Below are 5,847 nucleotides of genomic sequence, written 5' to 3' on the forward strand. Positions count from 1 at the left end.
ACTACCGAAATTTATATGCACGTAGACAGAAAATACCTGAGTGATGTGCTGTTGAAGTACCACCCAAGAAAGTAGTTTTTAAAAACACTTATTTAAATGAAAACACAAAACTTTTCCCTATTTTCTTGAATAATTAGGCGATTCTTTTGTGATATAAACATCATGCGGGTGGCTTTCATTGATACCTGAAGTTGTAATTCTAATAAATCTTCCGGTAGTTTTAAGGGTTTCGATGTCTTTAGCTCCACAATACCCCATTCCGGCCCTAAGTCCACCGATAAACTGGGTCATGCTTTCCGACAAATCACCTTTATAAGGCACTCTCCCCACGATTCCCTCAGGGACAAGTTTTTTAATATCGTCTTCCACATCCTGAAAATAACGGTCTTTTGAGCCATGTTGCATAGCTTCTACTGACCCCATGCCCCTGTAGGACTTAAATTTTCTTCCTTCATAAATGATGGTTTCGCCGGGGCTTTCTTTGGTACCGGCCAGCAATGAGCCAAGCATAACAGAATCTGCTCCTGCAGCTATTGCTTTAGGAATATCGCCTGTGTATCTTACTCCGCCATCAGCAATCACCGGCACACCACTACCTTTTATGGCCGCAGCTACTTCAAGAACTGCTGAAAATTGTGGAGCTCCCACTCCTGCAACCACACGTGTAGTGCAAATTGACCCGGGGCCAATTCCCACCTTTACAGCATCTGCTCCTGCTTCAACAAGATATTTTGCTGCTTCGGCAGTTGCAATATTACCTACCACTACATCCAGGTTTGGATATTCAGCTTTGACTTTTTTCAACACATCTATCACACCTTTGGTATGGCCATGTGCAGTGTCAATAATAACCGCATCCACACCGGCATTTACAAGTGCAGTTGTGCGCTCTAAGACATCCGGAGTAACACCCAGTGCAGCCGCTACTCTCAGCCGACCAAACTGATCTTTGTTGGCTATGGGTTTTTGAGAAAGCTTGGTAATGTCCCTGAAAGTGATTAAACCAACTAAAGTGTTGTCGTCTTTAACAACAGGGAGTTTTTCAATTTTATGCTTTTGGAGAATGATTTCAGCTTGTTCTAATGAAGTGCCTTCTGAAACTGTAACGAGTTTGTCTGAAGTCATGACTTCTCTGATGGGACGCTTGTTGTCCTTTTCAAACCTGAGGTCACGATTGGTTACTATACCGATAAGTTTTCCGTTTTTATCGGTTATGGGAATTCCGCCTATACTGTATTCACGCATCACGTTTTTTGCGTCGCCTACAACTGCGGTAGTTGGTAGTGTAACCGGATCGAGTATCATCCCACTCTCAGCGCGCTTTACTTTTCTCACCTCGCCGGCCTGCTGTTCAATGGTCATGTTCTTGTGAAGTACCCCAACTCCTCCTTCACGTGCAATGGCAATGGCCATAGCACTCTCGGTAACCGTATCCATAGCTGCCGAAATGATGGGCACGTTTATGGTTATGTTACGGGTGAATTTAGTTTTAATTGATACTTCGCGTGGTAAAACTTCTGAATAAGCCGGAATTAGAAGTACGTCATCATAAGTGAGTCCTTCGCCTATGATTTTATCGAGATGAGCAGTCATTGCAATTGGATTTAATTGCGTGCAAATATACTACTTTTTATTGTTCAATAAATAACAGTGAACCATTATCTTTTTAATTAACTTCTTTATGGCTGTTTTTCCTTCACCTTTCATAACACTCAAAGAGGCAGATGAAGCACAATGACTTAGGTTTACACCGGAATAGCCCATGAGTTGCTTTTGATCTACATTCAGTAAAAGCTTTCCACTTTCCTTTTAACGTGAGTTCGATATAAGAAAGCAAACCAACTCTTTGGGCTGCTTATAATTTTTTTGAACATACAGCAAAAGCTATATTTTGAAGTAATAACTGATAGATCAGCGATTGTCCGTCAAATCAGCGTTATCTGCGTGCTATTTTTCATCTATTGGGACAAGATAGCACGCTGATTCCGATAGCTATCGGGACGGATTAAGCGGATTTCCACAGATAAAAACTTAAATCGAGCTCACGTTTTTAAGTCAAAAATTCAACAACTTAGATATATTAAATAGACAAGAGAATTACGGCTTTTTTCAAAAAAAAGTTAATGTTTTTGGTGGTGTGGCTTGTTTAATTAAATTAGCGATTCTAAAAATTAAAAGATGATTAAAAAATTTACGCTCTTTCTTATTTGTTTGGCAACAACACTTCAGGCACAAACACCTTTTAACAACAACCACGAAAAATTTAATGATTTTACTGACCGTAAAGTCAATACTTACCGCACTGCCTCCGGTAATCCAGGCCAGGATTACTGGCAAAATGGAGCAGATTATGTTTTGGAGGTTGAATTGGATGAACAAAAAAACAATATCACCGGTAAGGTACAAATCACATATCACAACAACAGTCCGGAGCCCTTGAATTTTGTTTGGATACATTTGGAACAAAACCGCTTTACAACGGATTCCCGAGGGGCACTCACCACACCCATTCAAGGCTATAGGTTTGATGGCGATCTTGATGGAGGATATGACATTACTAATGTCTCTTCAGAAACCGGAAAATCGAAATCAAACCGTTATCTTATCACAGACACGAGAATGCAAGTGTTTTTTGATGAACCTATTGCACCCAAAGGTGGAAAAGGAGAAATAACAATGAATTTTAGCTACAAAATTCCCGGTAAAGGCCTGGACAGAATGGGCCGTCTCGATGTTGAAAAAGGCACAATATATTCCATGGCACAATGGTATCCAAGAGTGGCAGTTTTTGATGATATTAAAGGCTGGAACACAGAACCTTATTTGGGTGCCGGAGAGTTTTATCTGGGCTATGGCGATTTTGATTACAAAGTTACCGTGCCCTATGACCATATCGTAGTGGGTTCAGGGGCTTTACAAAACGAAAGAGAAGTATTAACTGCACAATTGATGAAAAGAATGCGTGAAGCTGAAGCCAGTGATAATACCGTTTTTATCATCAAACCGGAAGAAGTGGGCAACACCCGCATTACGCGCCCCAAACAAAGCGGAAAAGTCACCTGGCATTTTAAAATGGAAAACGCCCGTGATGTTGCTTTTGCAAGTTCAAAAGCCTTTATTTGGGATGCCGCAAGAATCAACCTGCCTGATGGAAAAAAAGCCATAGCTCAATCAGTTTATCCCATTGAAAGTTATGGAGACAATGCCTGGGAACGCTCTACAGAGTATACCAAGTTTTCAATTGAATATTATTCTGAAAATGTATATCCCTACCCTTATCCGGCTGCGGTAAATGTTGCTTCAAACGTAGGCGGTATGGAATATCCCGGTCTGTCATTTTGCAGTAGCAAGAGTAAAGGACAACGACTATGGGGAGTGACCGATCACGAATTTGGACATATGTGGTTTCCGATGATAGTGGGTACCAATGAAAAAAAATATGCGTGGATGGACGAGGGCATGACCACTTTTATCAATTACTACAGTACCAAAGCATTTAACAATGGGGAATACAGCCCCAGATTGTCACGTGATTTTTTGTCAAATTGGCTCAGAAACCCTAACAGGGAACCCATAGCAACACATCCTGACGTAACTCAAAGCAATAATTTGGGGATGACAGCATACTGGAAACCCGGGTATGGATTAATTATGTTAAGGGAATACATCTTAGGCCCCGAACGATTTGATAATGCACTCAAGTCCTATGTAAAAGCCTGGGCATTCAAACATCCGCAGCCAAACGACTTGTTCAATCATATCGAAAATGTGTCCGGTGAGGACCTCAACTGGTTTTGGAAACACTGGTTTTACACCAATGACAATATCGATCTTGCCATTGAGAATGTAACTACAGTTGGAAGTGACTACCTGCTGACTTTTATAAACAAAGGCTTCCCCTTTCCATTAAAATTTGAAGTTACTTATGAAGACGGCACCAAGGAACGTAAAGAACTGCCCGTTGAAATCTGGCAAAGAGGCAACCGATGGATCTATCTATTGGAAACTGATAAAAAACTGGAGCGAATTGAAATTGACCCTGATCAGATTGTGGCAGACATAGACCTTTTAAACAACGTTTGGGAAAAACAATAGGTTATTTAAACTAAAAAATCCCCTGTTCTCACAGGGGATTTTATGTATTAGTTATTTGGATAAGTCGGGTCGAGATAGTCGGGAGTTCCATTTCCGTTTGAGTCGGGAAATTCAAGAGTCCCGTCAGGGTGTATGATGATTTCGTCACGGGTTAAAACACCGTCTCCGTCATCATCAGCATCAAGAAAGTTTGGAACACCATCTCCATCTGTATCATCATCAATTAAGTATCCATTATCATTTAAATCTTCCATAAAAGATGGAATACCATCGTTGTCATGATCCACTTCTTGTGTAACATCATATAATTTGTAGGTGAAAATCAACTGAGAATAAACAGGTATTCCCGAAGGAGAATTCAGCCAATAACCAATTCCAGAAGGAACAAAAACTGCTCCAACACCAAAATTTTGAAAAGAAATAGTGCCATCAGGATTTTCTACAAAAGAAGTAGCGGCATTTAATTCAACAATTCCTTCCATAAAACCGGCAACTACTTGAGTCAAGTCAAACTTCACCGGCGCATCAGATGCGTCAAAAGCATTTAAATTTAAAAACTGCCCTTTTAAAGAAACTAAAACCTCATCGGCAAAGATGGGAGACACCCCCTCACCCTGTATGGCATTCAGGTAATACAGAGTGTAAATAACTTCCGGCTCTGACCTGTCAAATACCTGCTTAGACTGCACCATATCAATCAACGGAATCTTATCGGCATTTGCACCAACCAAACTGTCAAAAACGATTTTATAATCAAATCCAGCAGGGGGATTTTGAAAATCTTCATAATTGTAAAAATGTGTTTGAAGGAAAGCTTCAATTTCTGCTTTAGCATCTAGTGCTTCTACTGCTCTATCCCTTGGTGGGATCCTGGGAATATCATCATCGTTCTTGCAGGAAACTGTGATTAAACCAACAATAAAAAGTAAAAATACTTCTTTATAAATAAATTTCATTCTGTTTAAATTTGGTGGTGCAAGATACAATAAACTCTTATTTTTGCCTAAAGCATTAACTAAAATTAAAAGCTTGTAGTATGAGAGTGGATAAATATTTATGGTGTATCCGTTATTACAAAACCAGAAGCATTGCCACTACTGCTTGTAGAACCGGAAAAGTAAAAATAAAAGGTGACAATATCAAGCCTTCCAGGGAAGTATATCCCGGTGATCAAATACAGGTTCGCAAAGATCAGGTGGATTATTTAATCGAAGTCCTCGACATTCCCGAGTCCAGACTGGGAGCCAAACTTGTGGATATTTACAGAAAAGATATTACCCCAAAAGAAAATCTTGAAAAGCTGGAACTCCTCAAATATTCTAAAGACTATTACCGCAAAAAAGGCACCGGTCGCCCCACCAAAAAAGACCGCCGTGAGTTGGATGATTTTACAGAAGAAGATTAAATTTTAATTCCTTAACCAGTTTTCAAGGATTTTTCTACCCACAGGTGTGAGTACCGATTCCGGATGGAATTGGACACCCCTTACATCCAAAGTTTTGTGTTTAAAACTCATAATATTTCCAAATTCATCTTCTGAAGTTGCTTGTAACATTTCAGGCAATGGATGTTCCGCCACCCAGGAATGGTAATGCCCTATTTCAAACGAATCCGGCATATCATTATAAAGGTAATCTTCCGAAGTAATTTTTACTGTAGTTGAAACTCCATGTAAAGGATACACCATGTTTTTCAATTTTCCGCCAAAATGTTCAACTATGGCTTGATGACCCAGGCAAACGCCTAAAATGG

At 40.0% G+C, this 5,847-nt stretch carries 5 protein-coding genes; 2 read left to right on the forward strand and 3 right to left on the reverse strand.

The window, feature by feature from the left end; genetic code table 11:
• Positions 1–117 precede the first annotated feature (117 nt).
• Positions 118–1,593 carry an IMP dehydrogenase gene (gene guaB, locus AC6F75_RS12555; RefSeq protein ID WP_500715409.1) on the reverse strand — a complete coding sequence of 492 codons (1,476 nt, stop codon included), beginning with the start codon at positions 1,591–1,593 and terminating at the stop codon, positions 118–120.
• Positions 1,594–2,178: 585 nt separating this feature from the next.
• On the opposite strand from guaB, the gene AC6F75_RS12560 reads away from it, so the two are divergent.
• Positions 2,179–4,095, forward strand: a complete 1,917-nt coding sequence (locus AC6F75_RS12560) for a M1 family aminopeptidase (protein ID WP_500715410.1) — start codon at positions 2,179–2,181, stop codon at positions 4,093–4,095.
• Positions 4,096–4,142: 47 nt separating this feature from the next.
• Here AC6F75_RS12560 and AC6F75_RS12565 read toward each other — a convergent pair whose 3' ends face one another.
• Positions 4,143–5,051 carry an FKBP-type peptidyl-prolyl cis-trans isomerase gene (locus AC6F75_RS12565; protein WP_500715412.1) on the reverse strand — a complete coding sequence of 303 codons (909 nt, stop codon included), beginning with the start codon at positions 5,049–5,051 and terminating at the stop codon, positions 4,143–4,145.
• An 80-nt stretch (positions 5,052–5,131) separates the two neighbouring features.
• Between AC6F75_RS12565 and AC6F75_RS12570 the strand changes: the two genes are divergently transcribed.
• A complete protein-coding gene (locus AC6F75_RS12570) occupies positions 5,132–5,500 on the forward strand; it encodes a S4 domain-containing protein (RefSeq protein WP_500715414.1) in 369 nt (122 codons plus the stop codon).
• Positions 5,501–5,503: 3 nt separating this feature from the next.
• On the opposite strand, the gene AC6F75_RS12575 is transcribed toward AC6F75_RS12570, so the two are convergent.
• The coding region (locus AC6F75_RS12575) for a glutamine amidotransferase-related protein (protein WP_500715415.1) at positions 5,504–5,847 on the reverse strand (344 nt) is incomplete at its 5' end.

This window comes from Planktosalinus sp. (genome assembly GCF_059864935.1).

What these genes read in the sequence shown, in the direction of transcription:
- guaB (WP_500715409.1), bottom strand. Translation starts at nt 1,593, where the DNA reads ATGACTGCTCATCTCGATAAAATCATAGGCGAAGGACTCACTTATGAT.
- AC6F75_RS12560 (WP_500715410.1), top strand. Translation starts at nt 2,179, where the DNA reads ATGATTAAAAAATTTACGCTCTTTCTTATTTGTTTGGCAACAACACTT.
- AC6F75_RS12565 (WP_500715412.1), bottom strand. Translation starts at nt 5,051, where the DNA reads ATGAAATTTATTTATAAAGAAGTATTTTTACTTTTTATTGTTGGTTTA.
- AC6F75_RS12570 (WP_500715414.1), top strand. Translation starts at nt 5,132, where the DNA reads ATGAGAGTGGATAAATATTTATGGTGTATCCGTTATTACAAAACCAGA.